This window comes from Chitinophagaceae bacterium (assembly GCA_016717285.1).
Taxonomy (GTDB): domain Bacteria; phylum Bacteroidota; class Bacteroidia; order Chitinophagales; family UBA10324; genus JACCZZ01.
Genome location: JADKFU010000004.1, coordinates 233,580 through 253,721, shown reverse-complemented (window position 1 = coordinate 253,721; position 20,142 = coordinate 233,580). Strand labels below are relative to the sequence as shown.

The window sequence follows — 20,142 nt, the reverse complement described above, 5'->3', positions numbered from 1 at the left end:
TCCTAATTCTAAATTCTTAATTCTTCAACTCAACCAATAATAATGCGCCACGTCATTTTCATTTTTCTTGTTTCAATTGCTTCCAGTATATGCTCTGCACAACCATCAAAAAACCCCATCACTATCGCAGACGCAGACAGTATTCATGATGTCACTGAACCTGCTATTTCTCCTGATGGAAAATGGGTGGCTTATACTGTCTCTTCCACCAACTTTGAAGAAGATGATTTCACCACCGACATATGGATGACTAGTTGGGATGGAAAAACAACGCTGCAACTCACCTATACAAAAGAAGAAAGTGAATCCACACCACGCTGGAGTGCTGATAATAATTACCTCGCATTTCTTTCTTCAAGATCAGATACCGACGAAATCAGCCAACTCTGGTTGTTGAATCGCAATGGTGGAGAAGCAAAAAAAGCAACTTCTTTTAAAGGTGGCGTTGAAGAGTATGCCTGGAGCCCTGATGGAAAAAAAATTGCGCTGATCGTTAACATAACCGACACTACTGAATACATCGAAGGTACAGAAACACCTGTGCCAATTGTGATTGATCGTTTTTATTTCAAGGAAGATTATTCCGGTTACCTCACTACTTCCCGCAAACATTTGTATGTGATGGATGCAATCACCGGCGACACTTCAAGAATTGTAGCCGGCGATTTTGAAGAACAACTTCCCTCCTGGAGTCCTGATGGAAAACAAATTGCTTTTATCAGCAAACGCGCACGTGAAGATTGGGACCGCGACGACAACTATGATGTATATGTTGTTGACGCCAGGCCAAACGCCACGCCCCGGCAACTCACCACGAATCCCGGCAATGATAATGATCCGTCTTATGAAGCAGCACCATCGTGGAGTCCGGATGGAAAATACATTGCTTACACAGCAGGTGGTCCGTTAAAATTGATTTACTATGCCACACAACGTTTAGCGATCGTGCCTGTAGCAGGTGGTGCTGCGAAAATTCTTACAGCATCATACGATCGTAATATTTGGAATCCGCAATGGTCGCCGGACAGCAAAGAAATTTATTTCATCGCGGAAGACGACCAGAACCTTGACCTGGATAAAATTTCTGTTGAGGGTGGAGAAATTAAAAAAGTAATGACCGGCCGCCATACAGTTTACGATTATGAATTACTTGGGGCCAATAAAATTGCCCTTCAATACACCACGCCAATGATTCCACAGGAAATTTTTGTGCAGGATGAAAATGGATTCAGAAAACTCTCTCGCCAGAATGATGGCTGGCTTTCACGACATCAATTGGCAACCACCAAAGAATTTCAATCGAAAAGTAAAGATGGCACCATGATCAGTGGCTTTATGGTATTGCCGGCTGATTATGTAGCAGGAAAAAAATATCCGGCTATTCTTCAGATACATGGCGGACCTACCAGTCAGAATCAGAATGAGTGGGCATTCGACTGGCAACTATATGCTTCCTGGGGTTATGTAACCGTTTCCATGAATCCACGTGGCAGTACTACCAAAGGCGAAAAATTTGCTACCGCGATATTTGCTGCATGGGGTTCAGTAGACATTGAAGATGATTTATCAGGTGTTGATTATCTCGTGAAAAACGGGATTGCCAATCCGGATAAATTAGCAGTGGAAGGATGGAGTTATGGTGGCATTGCGACGGACTACACCATTACACGCGATCAGCGATTTAAATGTGCGATCAGCGGAGCCGGCATCGGCAATGCACTCGCAGGTTACGGCACCGACATGTACATCCGGGAGTACGAAGCAGAATTGGGAACTCCCTGGGCAAACTTTGATAATTACGTCAAAAATTCAATGCCTTTCCTTCACGCCGATAAAATAAAAACACCCACACTTTTTATGTGCGGCGCAAAAGACTTTAATGTTCCCTTGCTCAATTCAGAACAGATGTACCAGGCATTAAAAAGTCTTGGTGTTGAAACACAACTCATCATCTATCCCGATCAAAACCACGGCCTCAGCATCCCAAGCTACCTTCGTGATCGTTATGAGAGGAGGAAAGATTGGTTTGATGGGCATTTGAAAAACTAAAAGTTTCAATGCATAAAATAAAAAAGTCTCTTCAATTTTCTGAAGAGACTTTTTTATTATTTCTTTTATCATTCACACTGCGAAACTTTCCCCACACCCACACGTCCTCGTTGCATTCGGATTCACAAAGTGAAATCCTTTGCCATTGAGCCCGTCAGAAAAATCAAGCTCCGTTCCGCACAGGTAAAGAAAACTCTTAAGATCGCATACGAGTTTCAATCCTTTGTCTTCAAATACCTGGTCGTCTTTCTTCGACTCATTGTCAAAATCCATTTTGTAGGAAAGACCGGAACAACCACCGCCCACTACAGACACACGCACAAAATAATCAGGGTCAAGCCCTGCCTCGTGGGTCAGTGCCTCTACTTTAGTTTTTGCTTTTTCGCTTACAGTAATCATGTTGAAAAGGATTAAAGACTTAAGGACTAAAGACTATGAGACTGAAGACTAAGGGACGTAAGACAGATAACATGTCTTCAAGTCTTACGTCTTACGTCTCACGTCTTACGTCTTTTTTCAGACTAATGCACCACACTTTCTTTCAGCTTAATCGGTTCCATTCCGTTCTTCACACGGTAATCGTTGATCGCCGCTTTCACTGCATCTTCAGCTAATACCGAACAATGGATTTTAACAGGAGGCAATGCAAGCTCTTCTACAATGTCCATATTATCGAGTGTGGCTGCATCGTCCAGTGATCTTCCTTTCAGCCATTCTGTTGCTAAAGAAGAAGAGGCAATGGCAGAACCACAACCGAAGGTTTTGAATTTTGCGTCAATAATGGTTTGTGTTTCAGGATCTACTTCAATCTGCAAACGCATCACATCACCGCATTCAGGTGCACCTACCAATCCGGTTCCTACTGTGTTCTTGTTCTTATCGAGTGTTCCTACATTTTTAGGATGCTCGTAATGTTCCAGCACTTTTTCTGAGTATGCCATGAGATTGATGGTTAGTTAATGATGAATAGTTAATAGTTGTTAGTCGTTGATAAAAAATTTAAAGTTTAATGCGCTGCCCACTCAATTTTGTTTACATCAATTCCTTCCTTAAACATTTCCCACAGCGGACTTAATTCACGCAATTTATTTACTGCATCTGTCAAACGTTGAATAGTGTAGTCAACCTGCTCTTCCGTAGTAAATCTTCCCAGCGAAAATCGAATCGATGAATGAGCAAGATCATCACCTAATCCAAGCGCTTTCAAAACATAAGATGGTTCAAGTGATGCTGAAGTGCAGGCACTGCCGGATGAAACAGCAATGTCTTTATTAAACGCCATCATCAATCCTTCACCTTCCACATACTTAAAAGAAATGTTGGCGATGTGAGGAAGTCTGTGTGCGGGATTTCCGTTTACATAGGCTTCTTCTAATTTCAACAACGCATTTTCCAGCTTATCACGCAACTTAGAAAGCCTTACTGATTCACCTTCCATTTCTTTCATGCAGATTTCACACGCCGCACCAAAACCCACAATACCAGGCACATTCATCGTGCCAGAACGCATAGCGCGTTCATGTCCGCCACCATCCATCTGAGCGGTTACTTTCACACGGGGATTCTTGCGACGAACATACAAAGCTCCAATGCCTTTCGGTCCGTACATTTTATGTGCAGTAAATGACATCAGGTGAATGCCGTCTTCCTGCACATCTATTGGTACTTTCCCAACAGCCTGCGTGGCATCGGAATGAAACAGCACGCCATGTTTTTTCGCGATAGCAGCAATTTCCCGGACAGGATGAATGACGCCAATCTCATTGTTGGCATACATAATTGAAATCAGAATAGTTTTATCGGTAATAGCTGCTTCCAATGCATTCAAATCAATCTCTCCCTGATCATTCACCTGCAAATAGGTTACCTGACCACCCAGCTTTTCAATATGCTTGCACGTATCAAGGATGGCTTTATGCTCAGTGGTAACAGTAATGATATGGTTTCCTTTAGTAGCATACATTTCAAAAACACCCTTTAAAGCAAGGTTGTTTGACTCTGTAGCTCCTGAAGTAAAAATGATTTCTTTAGGATCCGCGTTTATCAGCTTGGCTACCTGCTCGCGCGCATAATCTACGGCTTCTTCACCAGTCCAGCCAAATGGATGACTGCGGCTTGCAGCGTTCCCGAATTTCTCAGTGAAATAAGGAATCATGATGTCCAGCACACGCGGATCAACCGGAGTAGTTGCACTGTTATCGAGGTAAATCGGTAGTTTTAACATAAATTTCGCGCAGTAGATTTTCTTTATTTAGAATTAATCTAAACGCAAATTTAGGCAAAAAGTTTACAGTAAACACTTCTTTTTCATGGAAAAAATAGAGCATATCGGCATCGCAGTGAAAGACCTTGCAACTGCCAATGAAACCTACCGGAAATTGCTTGGTGTGGCGCAGTACAAAACGGAAGTGGTGGGTAGCGAGCATGTTACCACCTCTTTTTTCCTGGTAGGTACGAACAAAATTGAATTGCTTGAATCCAGTGATCCGAACGGAGTGATTGCAAAATTTATTGAAAGGAAAGGTGAAGGCATTCACCACATCGCTTATGCGGTGAGCAATATTCGCGAAGAAATGAGCCGGCTTAAATCTGAAGGTTTTGTTTTGCTGAATGAAGAACCCAAACGTGGTGCCGATAACAAATGGGTCTGCTTCGTGCATCCTAAAAATTCGCATGGTGTATTGGTAGAATTGTGTGAGGAAATCAGGGAGAATTAGGAATCAGGATTTGGAGCGTCGCTTTGAAGGAGCAATTGATGCATTGTTTAATTGCTAAACTGTTGGGCAAAGCCGGTGGAAATTCCTGTTAAGCAGAGATGGCAATGTTTCAACCGCTCCGGCTTCGCCGCAACCATTTAACCATTTAGCAATTTAACTATTCACCATCAGTCGTGACAGCTTCACTGAAAGCCATGAAATTCATCCTCGAAACACCACGCCTCTTACTTCGTGAACTTTCACAAGATGACTATCAAAATTTCTTCGACCTCAACAATGATCCGGAAGTGGTAAAGTATGTGGGTGATGGTGCATTTGCCAGCGTAAATGCCGCAAAAAACTTTCTACTCAATTATGATCAGTACAAAAAATATGGAGTTGGCCGCTGGGCCGTGATTTTAAAAGCAAGCAATGAATTTACAGGTTGGTGCGGATTAAAATTTCAGCAAGACTTGAGTGAAACCGGTGAAGTGGATCTGGGGTATCGTTTTTCAAGAAAATTCTGGGGACAGGGCATTGGAAGCGAAGCAGCAAAAGCTTGTGTAGATTACGGTTTTCATCAATTGCATTATAAACGCATCATCGGCAGGGTGATGGCTGGTAATATTGCTTCAGTTAAAGTGCTGGAGCATTGCGGGATGCATTTCGTGAGGGAAATGAAATTTGATGAGCATCCCGGATTATGGTTTGAAATAGAAAATCCTGATTGGAAAGAACCAAGCTATTCGCCTATCAATTGTAATTTTTATGATGAACTGGAAGCACTGGCCACATCAAAAAAGAATATTGAAATACTGTATAGGAATGAGATTGGAGTCCGGATAATTTCAACAGGAATAATCAAAACGTTCTTCATTGAAAACAAAGCAGAATTTATGCAACTGGAAAATAACCTGGTGATCCGATTGGATAAACTGATCAGCGTTAATGGCAAAATACTGCCGTCCATAGCAAATAATTAACAGTATGTCTGAATTCAAAGCTAAAATCATTTGAACGAATAATAATTCTGGAAGAGCGTGGAATGATATCTCGGTGCGACGTCTTATAACCACCATTGGACAAGCTCAGAAAATAATGTTCCCTGAGTTTTCGAAGGGAAATACAATCAGCACTCACAACACGATTTCAGCAAGCATCAATTCCATCTTAACCTCCTAGTGCTATCTTTACGAAAATTTTAATTCATGCTTACCCTTCAATATCTCAGAAGCAATACAGAAACCGCTGTCACACGTCTTGCCAAAAAGCATTTCGATGCAAAAGAAAGCATTGAAAAAATTATATCTATAGATGCTGATCGCAGGCAAACCCAGGCACAGTTAGATCAATTGCTTTCACAATCCAATGCATTGTCAAAAGAAATAGGGCAATTATTTGCGCAAGGGAAAAAAGAAGCGGCAGAAGAAAAGCGAAGTCAGTCTATTCAATATCGTGATGAAGCAAAGAAGCTGGAAGAAAAGCTGAAAGCACATGAAGAGGAGCTTCAGCAATTGCTTGTTCGTCTTCCCAATTTACCCAATGATTTGGTGCCGGAAGGAAGAACGCCTGAAGACAATGTGGTAGTTCGTGAAGGTGGTGCAATGCCCTTGTTGCCTGAAAATGCAAAACCACACTGGGAACTCACCTCAAAATACGACATCATCGATTTTGAAACCGGCAACAAAGTAACAGGAGCGGGCTTTCCTTTTTATAAAGGTAAAGGCGCAAAATTGCAACGTGCCTTGATTTCATTTTTCCTGGATAATGCGATCGCCGCAGGCTATATAGAATATCAACCTCCGTTATTAGTAAATGCAGAAACCGGATTTGCTACCGGACAATTGCCTGATAAAGACGGGCAAATGTACTTTGCGAGTGAAGACGGATTTTACCTGATTCCCACAGCGGAAGTGCCTGTTACTAATATCTATCGTGACATGATGGTGAAAGAAGAACAGTTGCCCATTAAGATGACTGCTTATTCACAATGTTTCCGTCGCGAAGCAGGTTCCTACGGTAAAGATGTACGCGGTCTGAACCGGTTGCATCAGTTTGATAAGGTGGAAATCGTCCGTATCAATCATCCGGAAACTTCTTATGCTGCTTTAGATGAGATGGTGAGCCACGTGGAGGGTCTGATAAAAAAATTAGAGTTGCCTTACCGCATTTTAAGATTGTGTGGAGGCGACATGAGTTTTGCTTCTGCCCTTACTTATGATTTTGAAGTTTATTGCGCCGCGCAAAAAAAATGGCTCGAAGTGAGCAGCGTTTCTAATTTCGAAACTTTTCAATCCAACCGTATGAAGTTGCGGGTTAAGGATAAAGAAGGTAAAATTCAATTGGCGCACACACTTAATGGCAGTGCACTTGCTTTACCACGCATTGTAGCTTCCTTATTGGAAAACAATCAAACGGCAGATGGAATAAAGATGCCGGCGGCCTTGATTCCTTATACAGGTTGGGAAAAACTTGATTAGCAATACAGTTTATTGAGCGTCTGGATTTTTGTTTCAGCTAATGATACCGGCTTTCAGTTCAAAATAAAATGACCTGTCTGAAAAAATGATATGATTGAGTAATTCATTTCTGTCTCCATATCATTTTTTACCCTTTTTATAATTGAATGATCTCAACGTGTTTCATTTCTAATTCTTTGAAAAATATAATTTCAACTTATTGAAGATTATTTTTTGAAGCTGGTTTTGCAAATCCTATTCAAAATACTCCTACATTAGATGATTCAAAATAAATCACAAAATTTTTAAATGGTCTCATTATGAAAAAAACACTACTATCTATTGCAACACTTTTCATGTTTGTGCTGTTTGCGCAAACAGTCTCTGCGCAACGTTACTTTGATGAAATATTTACCTCCACCACTTTCACCGGTCCTGTAGTTTACGGACAAAACTACGGTGTATTAACAGGTGTGCCTGCCTTGCAGCCATTGGTGATGGATGTGTATCAACCGCAAGGTGACACTGCGCAATTACGTCCTTTGGTGATATACCTTCATACAGGAAGTTTTCTGCCATTGCTGATCAATGGAACTGCTACAGGTGACCGTCACGATAGTGCTACCGTAGAAATGTGCAAGCAATTTGCCCGCCGTGGTTATGTATCTGCTTCCATGGATTACCGGCTTGGATGGAATCCGGTGGGTGCTACTCAGGATATTCGCACCGGCACCTTGCTGATGGCAGTGTATCGTTCGATTCAGGATGCTAAAACGTGCGTACGTTATTTTAAAATGGATGCAAAAGTGCAGGGTAATACTTTTAAGATTGATACGAACAGAATAATGCTGGTTGGTCAGGGTTCCGGTGGTTACGTTACCTTGGCATATGCTACGCTTGATAAAACTGCTGAAATTCAATTGCTGAAATTTATTGCTGCTGAAACAGATCTTACCTATGGATTTGTAGCAGGTCAGCCTTATGTAAATCAGGCATTATGGGGTGATTTTGATGGATTAGGCGGATTGGCCGGATTCAATCAGGATAACTGGCCACAATATGGAAATGATGTGAATATGGTAGTGAACATGGGCGGAGCTATTGGTGATTCCAGTTGGCTGGAAGATGGTGATATGCCCATCGTTTGTTTTCATGTTACCAACGATCCGTTTGCTCCTTATGGAAATGGAAACGTAATAGTGCCGACAACAGGTCAGTTTGTAGTGTATGTAAGTGGTAGCCGCGAAGTGGTTCGTCTTTCCAATCAATTTGGAAATAATGATGTGTTCAATATTCCTTACAACGATCCTTATACTACCCGTGCCAACCAGGTAAATGAAGGCTTTGAAGGTTTGTTTCCATTTATTTTACCTGATCCATCGATTGTAATTCCAGGTGACCCTTTTCATGGGCAGGCTGGCCCGTGGGAATGGTGGGATTCCGTGGCCTTGCAAACTGTTGCACCTGCTTATGGAGTTCCCGCTGCCAACGTAGCAGTGATTTATCAAAATGCATTTCTCACCAATCCGGATGGGTCTAAAGCCAAAGGATTGGCTTATATTGATTCTATACAGGGATATCTTGCACCAAGAGTTGTTCAGTCAATGCAGCTTCCTGGCTTTATCAGCAGCGTTCAAACGCCTGATATTTTTGCCTCAGATGTTAAGATGTTTCCTAACCCTGCTGTTACTTCCTTTACGTTGCGCTTAGAGGATCCGAAGCAAAAAATAAAGTACGTTCAATTGTTTGACATGACAGGCAGACTTGTGAGCGAAATAAAAGGAATCAGCACTACTGAAGTAAATGTAAGCCGTGAAGGATTATCCAATGGTTTGTATCTCGTTAAAATCGGTTTGGACAAGAAAGAAATTCAGGGCAAATTACTTTTTGAATAAATATAACGTCCAACCGATGTTTTTAACCGAGCATCGGCAGCATATTAAATATAAAAAGGTTGATCCATCCGGATCAACCTTTTTTGTTTTATACAACCGAAAAGAAATTATTTCAAACTGCAGTTTATCTGCTACGTAAGCTATGGTTGATTTGGATTTGCGATTTGTATAAATATAGTTTTTGACCGGAGAAAACCGACACGGTGTATTGTTGCGTAATTATCCGCACAAATAAAAAATCAACAATCAAAAACAAAATTTTTATGAAAAACAAAATTGCAGTATTCGCTTTAGCGCTCATGAGCGTTGTATTTACTTCTACACTTTCATTCGCACAGCCCATGATGCCAATGGTTGGAGGAGAAGCCATGTATCCCAGTAAAGACATCGTTGACAATGCAGTAAATTCAAAAGATCACACAACACTTGTAGCAGCAGTTAAAGCAGCAGGTTTGGTAGAAACATTGAAAGGCAAAGGTCCTTTTACCGTTTTTGCTCCCACAAATGATGCATTTGAAAATTTGCCAGCAGGAACCGTTGAAACATTGTTAAAAGCAGAAAACAAATCTACACTCACGAAGGTGTTGACTTATCATGTGGTTGCCGGGAAAATAACCTACAATGATCTCAGGGAAATGATCAGGAAAGGCGGAGGAAAAGCCACATTAAAAACTGTGAGCGGCGGAACGCTTACTGCCATGATGAACGGCGATGTAAGCATTACACTCACTGATGATGGCGGAAATACAGCGAACATCAGCACTTATGATGTAATGCAGTCAAATGGTGTGATTCACGTAATTGACCGTGTGCTGCTTCCTAAATACTGAAAGTTGTTTGTACTTCGTTGACAACAGGCATGCGCTAAAAAAAAGTCCTCTCGTTTAATAAGAGGACTTTTTTTATGGGCAGTAATTTAAGTGATTTCTTACTTAGGGCTTCCGCCATCAAGTACCGCCAGCCGCATCTTCATTTGATTAGCATCATTACAGTTAAGTGCTGAAGATGATTTGGTGTTAGAACTTTCAGGAGTTTTTGGAGTGGCTTCGGGTGTGGTGACTTCCTTTTTCTTTTGTTCCGTGGAAGTAGAAGAAGGAACAGTTCTCACGCGTAGCGAGCCGACGGCATTTGCAGGGATCACTGAAAGTTGCTGATCAACAAGTGCCAGGACCAAAGTGAAAAAAACAGCAAGCAAAGGAGTTTTGAAGGATTTCATAGATTGCTTTTGTTAAAGACGCATTAAAACGTGGAAAAGTTACAACTATTGGACAAATCAGTAAGCTTTTTAACTATACATTAACTATTTCCTAAAATTGTCCTTTTTGAAGTAGAGGCGAAACAAACGGGATTTGAAAAAGAAGGCGGGCTCTTCCTTTCCCGCCTTCACCCCAATCAATTACTGCTTTATCTTGATCCGGATTCCCGGGATTTAGCGGTAGCAATTGATTCCCTTTCAAGTCTTCTCAATGCAAGCCGGCTGTCGATGATAGCTGCCAGGAAAAGAACCGGTTTCATAACTGAAATATCTTCGGTCTCCTTTTGCAGCCTGTCAAGGGTGCCTGTCTCCGTTGGACTCGTATGTTGTACGGTTACCTCAACAGCTTTGTTTTTTGAAGTTGCAATCTTCGTATCCTGCGCATTCACCAAATTCGCGAATAATAACAGGAACAGTGAGGAGAGAATGGTGATCGTTTTCATAGGTTGTGTGTTGAGTGTGATAAAAACAGGCTGTTGATTATTTACCAGCTATGCCGGCCGTGCGTGTTACATGCGCTATCGCTTTTTGCGAAATAGTCTGAAGCGCACCAACAGTAATGTTTTCAGTTTCTTCCTGCATACTGCTCATGGATTCATGAGATTCACTTTCAAGAATTACTTTCTTTTGCACCTGTTCATGAACCGCGGCACCTGAATGTGTTAATATGGTTTCACTTTCGAATTGCAATTGATCAAGTATCATTTGCTGACTTTTAACAGTGGTAGTTCCTGCCTGATCAGTTACAGGGCAGCAATTCGCTATGTAATCCATAGAATCGGCAAAAACTGTTTGTGAACCGATGGTCAGAAAGCCTGCGAGAAGGAGGGTTATTGTTTTCATGATTTTACTTTTTAGGCGATTAAAGTTTCTTGTAGGTGAAGTGAGTTGTTAAAGCGTTTTGATTTCTATTCCATTAGAGTCGATGATGATTTTTTTCTCTATATGCCTTTCATCTTCTTTGTCGCTTATTCCCGGACACTGGTTACACTCTAATCCGTCTTTTGTCATTTTCCACTCATGTCCGAGCATGTCCCAATCCCAGGTATCAGTTACATTTGACACATCATTGAGCATATTTTGCAATGACTTGTCGAGCACAACTGTTTTACCAACAGGTAATTTGAGTACCATTCTCACGTGTTGTCCACGGAATTTAGAATTCGTGCTGAGGTTGAAATATTTGGGCAACTGAATTACTGAGTCAGTAACACGATAGCTGTATTTGATCCCATCAGCCAGTTGTTTTGCTTCATCATAGGTTTTACCACGTGAATACAGTGTTGTAACGAGATACACTGAATCGTTCTCGCTTTGTTCGATATCGAGACGCACAAACCTGTTCATTACTGAATCAGCATTTTCATCCAGGATAAAGAGATCGCCGAACTTTATGATTTCATCATTTCGGAAATCATAATCTACCGTTTCTGCATTCGATTTCAGCACCACATGGTTGCCTGTAATTCCGCTGATCTTATAACTCTTCTTGATAGTTGCTGAACGTTGATATTCACTTGCAATTCTTACTCCTGTAAGCACACAAATCGCTATGCCCACCAACCATAATCCTGCCATTACAGCACCTATCATCCGCAGGTTAAGCTTCACTTTGAAAAGGATTTTCAACCCGTTCAATAATAAAAGCGTGAAAGGGATACCAATTGCAAGTATTCCACCCAAAACCAGCCACCATAATTGAGAATTGGTAAGCACCATGTGTGTGAGTTCATGTGGCACTACGAAACTAAATACACCAACACCACTGAAAATTGCGATTGTTAAGCCAACCAGTACGGCAATACTAAATATGGTGATTACAATTCCGAATACGCCGGCGATAAACTTTCCGAAAGCTCTCAGCACATCACCTATAAAATCACCTACCTTCTGTGTCGATGATCTCACGCGGTGTTTCATTTCATCCGATGTTAGTTCGCCGGCGAAGACCTCCCCCCGTTTCTTCAGGCTTTCCATTTCTTCGCGAACATTTTTTTCAATCGTAGCAACATTCACTCTTTCACCACGCATCAGCAATTTGTCGGAAGTGGTTTTTGCTTCAGGAATAATGAACCAAAGGATGATATACAAAAATATTCCTGAACCGGCGAAGATGATGGACAATCCAAAAGCAAGACGCAGGTAGATTGGATCAATATCGAAGTAGGCACTGATACCGGAACAAACACCACCTAATATTTTGTCTTCAGGATTACGGAAGAAACGTTTGCGACCGTTCTCATAATAAATGGTCTGATCAGCTTTAGGAGTCGTTTTCTTTTCTTCTTCTTCTTCGTTGCCGGGAAGTTCTTCCGGTTTACCCATGGCCATAATTATTTCATCTACATCGGCAGCCATGATTACTTTGTTTGTATCAGCGTTGCGTTCTGTAAACATTTCAGCCAGGCGGCTTTCGATGTCGGCAATGATTTCTTCTTTCCCTTGAGTAGTTGAGAAATGAGCTTTGAGTTTCTCCAGGTATTTTTTTAAAAGCTCGTAGGCATTTTCATCAATGTGAAATACTATTCCACTGAGGTTGATGGTTACGGTTTTATTCATTGTTTGATTCGATTTGAGTGGTTTGAGAAGATGGGGCAGTTTCTGTTTTTTGGGTGGTGAGTTCTACGGCGAGCACCAGTTCATCCCAGGTTTTTCTAAGCTCTTCGAGAAATTTTTCCCCGAGTCCGGTGAGCTTGTAGTATTTCCTGGGTGGTCCCGATTTAGATTCAACCCATTGGTAGCTGAGGTAGCCGTCGTTTTTCAGACGGGTGAGCAGTGGATACAGCGTTCCTTCCACCACGATCAGTTTTGCCCTCTTCATACGAGCCAGAATCTCCGAAGCGTAGCATTCTTCATCATTACCTATGATGGAAAGAATGCAAAACTCGAGGATGCCTTTTCGCATTTGGGCTTGTGTGTTCTCGATGTTCATGGTATTAACTTGTTTTTGACATAGCAAAGATATATGCAGTGTTTGGTATTTTGTATCACATAGTACCATTTATTTTTCAAAATGCTTCATAACTGATTGATTATTAGGTAGTAAATTTTTCAGTACTTGGCTATAAAAAGTACTAAAAATGAACAAATCAATAATAATTACAGGGTATTTGAAAAGGTTTTGGAGATGCTAATCAGGAAAAATCAGTTATTAGTTGCTTCTCAGTTTATCCACTTTTTATTTATGGTAAAACGAACTTTTGGGAGGGCATTAATTCACAAATAACTCATTACAGGATGGTTATGGGCTGTCAACATTGTGTGTATAAAATTTGAAGGTGAAAAATCATGTTTGATCTACTTTCGTGTCCCCGATTTTTTCCAATCTTAAAAAGTTATTACCTATGTCAGAAGCAATCACCTTGAACAAAGGAGAACATACCACAACCCGTACTACTTACACCTATGAAGAAGTATTGCTTGCCGCTATCGAATACTTCCATGGCGATGAGCTCGCTGCAACTACGTGGATGAATAAGTATGCAGTGAAAGATGCGAAGGGTCATTACTATGAGCTTACGCCTGATGATATGCATTGGCGCATGGCACGTGAATTTGCGAAAATGGAAATTCAGTTTTCTGAAAAAGTAAAGCTGAACGGCGCGTTTAAAAATCTTTCCGGATACGGACAACAACGTGAATTTTTAAGCGAGAAAAAAATCTATGAATATTTTAAACGCTTCAACTACATCATTCCCCAGGGAAGTGTAATGAGTGTATTAGGAAATCATACCATGGTGGCCTCACTGAGCAACTGCGTGGTGCTTCCTGAAATTTATGATTCTTACGGCGGCATCTTTTTTACCGATCAGCAACTGGCGCAATTGTTCAAGCGCCGCTGTGGTGTCGGAATTGATATTTCAAGTATCCGTCCTGCAGGTGCTCCGGTGTTGAATGCGGCAGGCACCACTACAGGTGCTGTTTCTTTCATGGAACGTTTCTCCAATACAACACGCGAAGTGGCACAGCATGGCCGTCGCGGTGCATTGATGATTACGATGGACATCACGCATCCTGATGTGGAATATTTTATTACTGCCAAACAGGATCTTGCAAAGATTACCGGCGCCAATGTTTCTGTGCGGCTGAGTGATGAATTTATGAATGCCGTTGCTGAAGATGGTGACTTCACACACCGCTGGCCGATTGAATCACCCAATCCTAAATATACCAAGACGGTTCGCGCCCGTGAACTCTGGGAAACCATCATTACCTGCGCGCATAAAACTGCAGAGCCTGGATTGATTTTCTGGGACCGTCAGCACAAATATTCCACCTCTTCCGTCTATCCCGGTTATAAAAATGTGTCCACCAATCCTTGCAGTGAAATTGCCATGCAGGGCGGCGACAGTTGCCGGTTGATTGCATTGAATCTTTTCTCTTTTGTAGAAAATCCATTTTCCGCGCAGGCAAGTTTCAACTACAAAAAATTGTATGAAGTAGCGTATGAAGCGCAACGCTTGAGCGATGATTTAGTGGAACTGGAATTACAACACATTGATCGCATCCTTGAAAAAGTTGCGAATGATCCTGAACCTGATTATATCAAAGATGTGGAAATACGCACCTGGAAATTGTTACAGGACCAGGGAAGAAAAGGCCGTCGCACAGGATTAGGTTTTACTGCGCTTGGTGATGCTGTGGCAGCATTGAATTTACCTTTTGATTCAACAGCCGCTTTGAAAGTGATTGATGAAATGCAGAAGACCAAATGCAGGGCGGAGTTTGACAGTTCTATCGACATGTCTATTGAACGTGGCTCTTTTGAAGGTTTCAATACGGAAATTGAAAACACTTCCGAATTCGTGCAGATGATGCAACAGGAACTGCCTGAAGTATATGACCGCATGATGCAGTTTGGCAGGAGAAATATTTCACTGAGCACCGTTGCACCTACCGGAACACTCAGCATACTCGCGCAAACATCTTCCGGCATTGAACCTGTTTATATGCTCAGCTACAAGCGCCGCCGCAAGGTGAATCCGAATGATAAAAACCAGCGCGTTGATTTTGTGGATGCAATGGGCGATCCATGGCAGGAGTTTGAGGTGTACCATCCGAAATTAAAAATGTGGATGGAAGTAACAGGCCAGAAAGATTTGAAAAAATCTCCTTACTTCGGCAGCACCGCTCCGGAGATTGACTGGATCAAACGCGTGGAAATTCAAAGCGTGGTGCAGAAATACATTACGCATTCTATTTCCTCCACCATCAATTTACCGAATGATGTAGCTGTAGAAAAAGTGGGCGAGATTTATCTCGAAGCGTGGAAGCATGGACTGAAAGGCATCACCGTTTATCGCGATGGTTCACGTTCCGGTGTGTTGATTGCCAATGATGATAAAGGTAAAAAAACAACTGCCGATGAAGTGCTTACTTCCAATGCACCCAAGCGTCCGAAAGTATTGGAAGCGGATGTATTGCGCTTTATGAACGGCAATGAAAAATGGAGTGCGGTGGTGGGCTTGCTGAAAGGAAAACCGTATGAGATATTTACCGGTGTGGTGAATGAAGATTCTATTTTGTTACCGAACTATGTTGACAAAGGCTGGGTAATCAAAACCCGTCTCGAAGATAGAACCACGCGTTACGATTTTCAATACATTGACCGTGCAGGCTATAAAGTGACTATTGAAGGACTCTCGCGTTCCTTCGAACAGGAGTTCTGGAACTATGCGAAACTTATTTCCGGCGTATTGCGCCACGGTATGCCCATACCGCATATCATCGACCTTATCGAAAACCTCGACTTAAAAGCCGAATCGCTCAACACCTGGAAAGCCGGTGTAGAACGCGCTCTCAAAAAATACATCGAAGACGGAACACCTGCGGTTGACAAACAATGTCCTGAATGCGGTGACCTGAAAGGGTTGGTGTATGAGGAAGGGTGTTTGGTTTGTAAGAGTTGCGGGAGTAGTAAGTGTGGGTGATTTACTGTTGGATTAAAAATCCAACAGCTCAATCGGTCGGGATTAAAAAAAATCCTGACCAGCGCTGTGACATATCCGGGCCAACGGGAGTAGTAAGTGTGGGTGATTTATTGTTGGATTAAAAAATCCAACAGCTCAATCGGTCGGGATTAAATAAAAATTCCGACCAGCGCAGTGACATATCCGGGCCAACGGGAGTATACTCCTTCCCTGTCACAGTCCCGCTGGCTGGCAACTGAGCCTTGTAGGCGAAAACACAAGGGTGGCGCAAAAAAATTAAGTGACTATGGAAACGTCTTTTCAGGAAAGCATGATTGAACTCTATTCTTATCGTCAAAATTTAACTTGCTATAGTTACTCTCCATTTCTTCATTCAAATTACTTAAGAAATATTTCAATTCCGACTCACTGTTAAGACCAATTATTTGCCAAGGTATTGAAGCATACTGAATATAGATATTGTCCTCATATTTCATAATATCCAACGAGAATAAGGGCATAATTCTGTTTACAACTATATCAATGACTTCAATTAAGGCAGCAATCTCAAAAACAGAGATGCTTTTTTTGATAACCGAGAATCGTTTTGTCTTTTTGTGAAGATTAGAATGCGCTATCAAATTATTACGAATATCCTCAAACTCATTTGTTCGTTTATTGAGATACTTTGTCGCCGGCTTTATCACTTTCTTAACAGTTTCAAAATCACGATTATCGCGACATGCTGAATTGAGTTGTTGAAGTGCTTCATTAAATACTAAAATTCTAAGAAGAATATAGCGACTGACAATATATTCAAGATCAGTTGGTATGGATTTTAGTGAGTTGATAAAGTTTCTTATTTCAAGCAACTCCTGGCGAATGTTTTGGAGAATTATAAAGTTTTCGCCGGGTATTGGAGTAGATGAGTTTTTGTGTTTTCCCATTTTTTAATTTTGATTGATTTTATTCCTTCGCCAAGATGCTTATACAAGTATCAGAGTGATTGGCATCATTATAATCTGCTTTCTAAATCCCTAGTTGACGAGTTTGCCTGCGCCCGTTAAATATAGGCATTTACTCCACCCCCGTGGTCTTCGCCGCAAGCATTTGAGATGAGGTAGCGAGACATGAGGGAATTCATAGCTTTTGTAATTCCCCGTTAGTCCGGATTTATTTCAATCCGGTCTAATTGAGATACGGGATTTTTAATCCCGTTTTTATTAATGCCCTTGCGAATGTCACAATGAATATTTTATCAGAATAAAATCCAACTCGCGCGCGTCTGAAGTAAAGCCAATTGGAGCAAGTCGACGCGTGCGCTTGAGACTAATTTCAAAAACACAGAAAACAGTACAAGTCAAGCAACGCCAATCAGCGCACGCGTTCGCCTCCCTCATTGCCTGACTGCAAACGCGCGCGAGTATAAGCAGTCCCCATAAATTAGCTATACACCATTTCTGAAATCGAGAAATCATTGGGGGATTGCTTCGTGTTGCGGGGCAATTGTGTCGGATATGGAAAGGTTGTAGTCCCGCAACTCTCGCAATGACGTTCAATCATTCCATCATTGCGAGTACCCACCATTGAAGAAATGGAAAAAATGGGATGACGTCAAGGCAATTAAAAACCTCAATTGGTATTGCAATTCAAAAATTTGGGTGATCATTATCATGCATTTACAAAGACGTCATTGTAAGAAAAAATGGCAAGGGAGCCAAACAAAAGCAATGTCACAGCGAGCGAAGCCGAACTGCGACATTGCTTTTGTTGAGCAGTTCCTCAAAAAAAAATGTCCTGCTTCGCCTCCGCTCAGCATGACATTTTTTTGCACCTCCAACTTCAACTCGCGCGCGTCTGAAGTAAAGCCAATTGGAGCAAGCCGACGCGTGCGCTCTAAGCTATTCCTATAAACCCAAATACTGTTCGGAAAAAAAGCAACATGGATCAGCGCACGCGTTCGCCTCCCTCATTGCTTGTCTGCAAACGCGCCCGAGTTAAGGCAAGCCGACGCGTGCGCACATTCCTATTTTCAAAGAACCTGAAAACAGGAAGGTATTAAATGAAGCAAAGCTGATCAGCGCACGCGTTCGCCTCCCTCATTGCTCGTCTGCAAACGCGCGCGAGTTAAGCAACGCGAGTAAGGCCTCTCAAAACATTGCCAACTGCACCGTTTCCTTTCTTAAAGCCTGTGGTATAATTCCACACCGATCATTACCTGATCTTTCCACTGAATATACAGGTGTTGTTCCTGTACGCGGTGCAACAATAATTTTTACAGCGCCGGAATGTTTCGTAAAGAGTTCTTCAACAATCGCAGGATGATTGTTATTTGCTGACAGATGTGCTAACAGCAGATGACTCATGTAAGATGGCTTGTGTTTGAGGAAAAGTTCAAGCGCCTCCGTATTAGATAAATGGCCATTGCCACCGCTGATGCGCTTCTTTAAATGCTGCGGGTATCCTCCCTCTTCCAGCATTTGCTGATCGTAATTGCTTTCAAGGAAGCAGGCATGACACTGTCTGAAATAATGAATCACCGTTTTACAAACCCTGCCAATGTCGGTGAACACTCCTGCTTTAACACCATCGTGTTCCACTACGAAACTCACAGGGTCTGCAGCGTCGTGGTGTTTGGCAAAAGATACAATGTTCAAACTACCCACCACTATTTTTTCATTTATCGTTATAGTATGCACCAGCTCCGGTTCAATCCGCATCTCCGCGTTTTTCAAAGTGACCGGCGTTACGTAAACGGGCATCCTGTATTGCTTCGATAACTTTGCGGCACCGGTAATATGATCACGGTGCTCGTGAGAAATGAAAAGTGCGCGCACCTGTTCCATTGGAAGCTGCAAATTGCTCATTCGCTTCACGGTTTCACGACAGGATAAGCCGGCATCTATCAATACTGCATCCTGCCCGTTTCCTACGTAGTAACAGTTGCCGTTGCTACCGGAGTTGAGCGAAGTGATGAAGAGTGCCATGGTGTAAAGATTGTTTTAAAAACTTGAAAGTAGCAGCGTCAGTTTAAATGCTTCATTTACCTTCTTATAAATAGGAAGGCAGAAAGAATAGGAATCACCTGATAAGCGATTTCATCTTTTTAACGCATGGTTATTCACTTATTGATGAAGTGGAATTAAGGTGAGGTCTTCATGTACCTGCGGTTCTTTTACCTCATTATAAAACTTTGCGAGCGTAACTGACATGTAGGGAAATATCCAGAACAGAGCGATTCCTAAAGTGAAAACACTTAAAATTATCAGCAGGGCAAAATACAGTATAAGGGCAAAGTATTGTTCCTTGTTTCCATACATCATCTTTTTACTGGCATCAATTGCCTCCATAGCACCGATGGATTTATTGTCGGCGAGAATATAAAATGTCTGTGAATAAGCAAGAGCTGCTATGATACCAGGAATGATCAGCAGCAAGGCCCATAGAATGATGAACAAGGTCATTAAAAAATAAGCACCTACGGCAACACCAAACCTTTTAAAGCCTTCAAAAATTTGTGAGAAACTTGCTTCCTGTCCTCTTGCCAGCGAAAGGGAGAAAATCGAAAAGCCAAGTGAAAAGGGCCTCCAAGAATCAGTTGAAGGATTTCCACAGAAATATTTGTTCCGCCTTCCGTGCCCGCGGAAATAGCAGTGGTAAGAAGGAGAAAGAGTACGTAAATTGCATAACAGCTTACTGCTGTTCCCCACTTTCCTTTTAACGTTTCACGTGCCTGATGGCGGAGTTCTTTGTTTTCTGATTTCATCGATTCCCATTTTTAAATGAAGCTGAAGATTATAGCAGCATTTTGTTAAACTTTGTAATGATGACGAACGCATATTCATGAGGATAGGGAAATGCCCAACCCGTGTACAAGCC

General features: G+C 41.9%; 19 protein-coding genes. 7 read left to right on the top strand and 12 right to left on the bottom strand.

Translation table 11 applies throughout. The annotated features are described in order from the left end of the window. Positions 1-42 precede the first annotated feature (42 nt). Complete coding sequence (locus IPO83_06395) at positions 43-2,049, top strand: S9 family peptidase (protein MBK9730898.1); 2,007 nt, start codon at positions 43-45, stop codon at positions 2,047-2,049. A gap of 72 nt (positions 2,050-2,121) precedes the next feature. Here the strand turns inward: IPO83_06395 and IPO83_06390 are convergent, their stop codons facing one another. The 3 genes from IPO83_06390 to IPO83_06380 form a co-directional block, all read right to left on the bottom strand. Continuing rightward, the gene (locus IPO83_06390; protein ID MBK9730897.1) at positions 2,122-2,448 is read right to left on the bottom strand and encodes an iron-sulfur cluster assembly accessory protein; all 327 of its coding nucleotides are present in this window, start codon (positions 2,446-2,448) and stop codon (positions 2,122-2,124) included. Positions 2,449-2,570: 122 nt separating this feature from the next. Continuing rightward, a complete protein-coding gene (gene iscU, locus IPO83_06385; protein MBK9730896.1) occupies positions 2,571-2,990 on the bottom strand; it encodes a Fe-S cluster assembly scaffold IscU in 420 nt (139 codons plus the stop codon). Between the two features lie 65 nt (positions 2,991-3,055). Then, positions 3,056-4,273, bottom strand: a complete 1,218-nt coding sequence (locus IPO83_06380; protein MBK9730895.1) for an IscS subfamily cysteine desulfurase — start codon at positions 4,271-4,273, stop codon at positions 3,056-3,058. 85 nt (positions 4,274-4,358) lie between these two features. Between IPO83_06380 and mce the strand changes: the two genes are divergently transcribed. The 5 genes from mce (at position 4,359) to IPO83_06355 (ending at position 9,929) form a co-directional block, all read left to right on the top strand. Continuing rightward, complete coding sequence (mce, locus tag IPO83_06375; protein ID MBK9730894.1) at positions 4,359-4,766, top strand: methylmalonyl-CoA epimerase; 408 nt, start codon at positions 4,359-4,361, stop codon at positions 4,764-4,766. Between the two features lie 194 nt (positions 4,767-4,960). Continuing rightward, complete coding sequence (locus IPO83_06370) at positions 4,961-5,728, top strand: GNAT family N-acetyltransferase (GenBank protein ID MBK9730893.1); 768 nt, start codon at positions 4,961-4,963, stop codon at positions 5,726-5,728. A gap of 225 nt (positions 5,729-5,953) precedes the next feature. Beyond that, positions 5,954-7,225 carry a serine--tRNA ligase gene (serS, locus tag IPO83_06365; protein MBK9730892.1) on the top strand — a complete coding sequence of 424 codons (1,272 nt, stop codon included), beginning with the start codon at positions 5,954-5,956 and terminating at the stop codon, positions 7,223-7,225. A gap of 299 nt (positions 7,226-7,524) precedes the next feature. Continuing rightward, positions 7,525-9,099, top strand: coding sequence for a T9SS type A sorting domain-containing protein (locus IPO83_06360; protein MBK9730891.1), 1,575 nt, complete (start codon positions 7,525-7,527; stop codon positions 9,097-9,099). A 263-nt stretch (positions 9,100-9,362) separates the two neighbouring features. After that, positions 9,363-9,929, top strand: a complete 567-nt coding sequence (locus IPO83_06355) for a fasciclin domain-containing protein (GenBank protein MBK9730890.1) — start codon at positions 9,363-9,365, stop codon at positions 9,927-9,929. Between the two features lie 98 nt (positions 9,930-10,027). On the opposite strand, the gene IPO83_06350 is transcribed toward IPO83_06355, so the two are convergent. From IPO83_06350 to IPO83_06330, 5 genes are all read right to left on the bottom strand, one after another. Further along, positions 10,028-10,315: a hypothetical protein gene (locus IPO83_06350; GenBank protein MBK9730889.1), complete on the bottom strand. Its 288-nt coding sequence runs from the start codon at positions 10,313-10,315 to the stop codon at positions 10,028-10,030. A 188-nt stretch (positions 10,316-10,503) separates the two neighbouring features. Next, positions 10,504-10,797 (bottom strand): hypothetical protein, encoded by a 294-nt coding sequence (locus IPO83_06345; protein ID MBK9730888.1) that lies wholly within the window; start codon positions 10,795-10,797, stop codon positions 10,504-10,506. Positions 10,798-10,834: 37 nt separating this feature from the next. Further along, positions 10,835-11,197, bottom strand: a complete 363-nt coding sequence (locus IPO83_06340; protein MBK9730887.1) for a hypothetical protein — start codon at positions 11,195-11,197, stop codon at positions 10,835-10,837. Between the two features lie 48 nt (positions 11,198-11,245). Then, entirely contained in the window at positions 11,246-12,913 is a 1,668-nt protein-coding gene (locus IPO83_06335; protein MBK9730886.1) for a PspC domain-containing protein, read from the bottom strand. Beyond that, positions 12,906-13,286, bottom strand: coding sequence for a PadR family transcriptional regulator (locus IPO83_06330; GenBank protein MBK9730885.1), 381 nt, complete (start codon positions 13,284-13,286; stop codon positions 12,906-12,908). Before IPO83_06330 ends, IPO83_06335 begins: the two co-directional genes overlap by 8 nt. Positions 13,287-13,698: 412 nt before the next feature. Between IPO83_06330 and IPO83_06325 the strand changes: the two genes are divergently transcribed. Next, positions 13,699-16,284 (top strand): adenosylcobalamin-dependent ribonucleoside-diphosphate reductase, encoded by a 2,586-nt coding sequence (locus tag IPO83_06325; GenBank protein ID MBK9730884.1) that lies wholly within the window; start codon positions 13,699-13,701, stop codon positions 16,282-16,284. A gap of 284 nt (positions 16,285-16,568) precedes the next feature. Here the strand turns inward: IPO83_06325 and IPO83_06320 are convergent, their stop codons facing one another. The 4 genes from IPO83_06320 to IPO83_06305 all read right to left on the bottom strand — a co-directional run bounded on the left by IPO83_06320 (position 16,569) and on the right by IPO83_06305 (position 20,029). Then, positions 16,569-17,210 carry a hypothetical protein gene (locus IPO83_06320; protein ID MBK9730883.1) on the bottom strand — a complete coding sequence of 214 codons (642 nt, stop codon included), beginning with the start codon at positions 17,208-17,210 and terminating at the stop codon, positions 16,569-16,571. A gap of 1,203 nt (positions 17,211-18,413) precedes the next feature. Beyond that, complete coding sequence (locus IPO83_06315; protein ID MBK9730882.1) at positions 18,414-19,250, bottom strand: MBL fold metallo-hydrolase; 837 nt, start codon at positions 19,248-19,250, stop codon at positions 18,414-18,416. Positions 19,251-19,388: 138 nt separating this feature from the next. After that, positions 19,389-19,727, bottom strand: a complete 339-nt coding sequence (locus IPO83_06310) for a DUF975 family protein (protein MBK9730881.1) — start codon at positions 19,725-19,727, stop codon at positions 19,389-19,391. A 14-nt stretch (positions 19,728-19,741) separates the two neighbouring features. Beyond that, complete coding sequence (locus IPO83_06305) at positions 19,742-20,029, bottom strand: hypothetical protein (protein MBK9730880.1); 288 nt, start codon at positions 20,027-20,029, stop codon at positions 19,742-19,744. Positions 20,030-20,142 lie beyond the last annotated feature (113 nt).